Here is a 1,464-nt window from a genome sequence, read left to right on the forward strand (position 1 = left end):
TTATTAATTTGGAAAAAAAAGCTCAAAAACAGAGCAGTTTGAAGAATTGCCACCGTGGTGTTTCGGGCATACCACTATATTCAATAGGTGGTAAAAAATTAAAGCTCATATACAGATTTACCCATACTATGCGACTTGTCGCGTGGCAAAAAGCGAGCCTTGAGAAAAAGCCTGGTGAAAACGCACGGCAGCAACCACTGCTTCCAGACTGGCTTTGCACGCAGAAAAAAGGCAATGCCTGAACAGGCTGTCTGGACACGGGAAACGTGAGAAAGGGGAATCATAACCCCCAGGCAAGTTTGGAAAAATACGGCCTGAAGGGGCAAGAAGATGCCTGCAAATGGATTTATAATTTGAATCGCGCGTTTTTGATTTGGAGCGAAAAAACAAAATGAGAGGGGAGTTTGCATGATATATGACCGCTTTGTCCATAAAAGTAAAATTCATCACCATGATGACGATATAAATCCGAAAACCGGCGAGAGAAAGCCGTGGCATCGGATTGGTTTGAGCCTTTTCATGAAAAGGTTTGAAGCTTTTGTTCAAGGCGCAGATTTTGCAAGAAAGCCCCGCAAGGCGTGGCGGGGAGCACCCAAAATTGGCGGATATGAAAAGGAGTTTAGGGCATCAGCCCGCGCAGCCGCCAGGCTTTTGACAAGAAAAAACCTTACGGTAGCAGAACAGATGAGAAGTGTGGAAAAGATAATCATAGAAGCGCACGCAAAAAAAGTGCTTGAGGGACAGAATGGTGCGCCTGAAAAAAAATGGCTTTGCATTGGCGCATGGAACGTGCTATTTGGCAAATTCCCGCAGCTTATGGCTGAGTTTGACAGTCAGTATAAAACTTCCAAGACGAAAATAGATGATGCGCGTGTCAGCAAAGAGCAGGCCAGGGCCAAAAAGATTGCTGAGGATAGAGAGAAAAATGAACGGAGAAGGATTGAGAATGAAAAATGGTTGCAGTTTGAAAAGGAGCAAAAAAGGATACGAGATGAGGAAGAAGGAAGATGGCGGCAGGGAGAGCAATATGAAAGAGAGGTGAGAGAGCTGGAGGAAGCCAAACTTTTATGGGGCAGACCGGTGAGAAGGAGAAGCTATTTCTAATTTGGCGGCCCAGGTTATGATTAGTGTTTGCTTGGATATGTCAAAGCCTGATGTTTTTTACCTCAATCGTGTCTGTGATTGAGATTTCTGTTCCAAGAAGCCTAACGGCAGGCGGGATTTTGACGACCATCGTCTCGCCATTAAGCATGTGCCCCGAGGTCTCATGCACATGGCCGCAGATATTCAGGATTGGTTTTTTGGCCTCAATTGTTTTTCTTATTTCCTTTGAGCCTACATGCACGCCTGTCTCGCCAATTGAGTCAAAAAGGCCATAGGCCGGGCAGTGGGTCATAAGAATTGTGAATTCGTCCACACCTGCTTTGCCAAGGCCTGCTGCAATCTCGCCTTCAGTGTACTCGC

The 1,464-nt window shown here is 45.8% G+C and carries 1 protein-coding gene; it reads left to right on the forward strand.

From position 1 onward, the window contains the following. The first annotated feature begins 408 nt into the window (after positions 1-408). Positions 409-1,104, forward strand: a complete 696-nt coding sequence (locus FJZ26_05995) for a hypothetical protein (GenBank protein ID MBM3229959.1) — start codon at positions 409-411, stop codon at positions 1,102-1,104. Positions 1,105-1,464: the final 360 nt, after the last annotated feature.

The sequence above is a fragment of the Candidatus Parvarchaeota archaeon genome, from assembly GCA_016866895.1.
In the GTDB taxonomy this organism is placed as follows: Archaea; Micrarchaeota; Micrarchaeia; order Anstonellales; family VGKX01; genus VGKX01.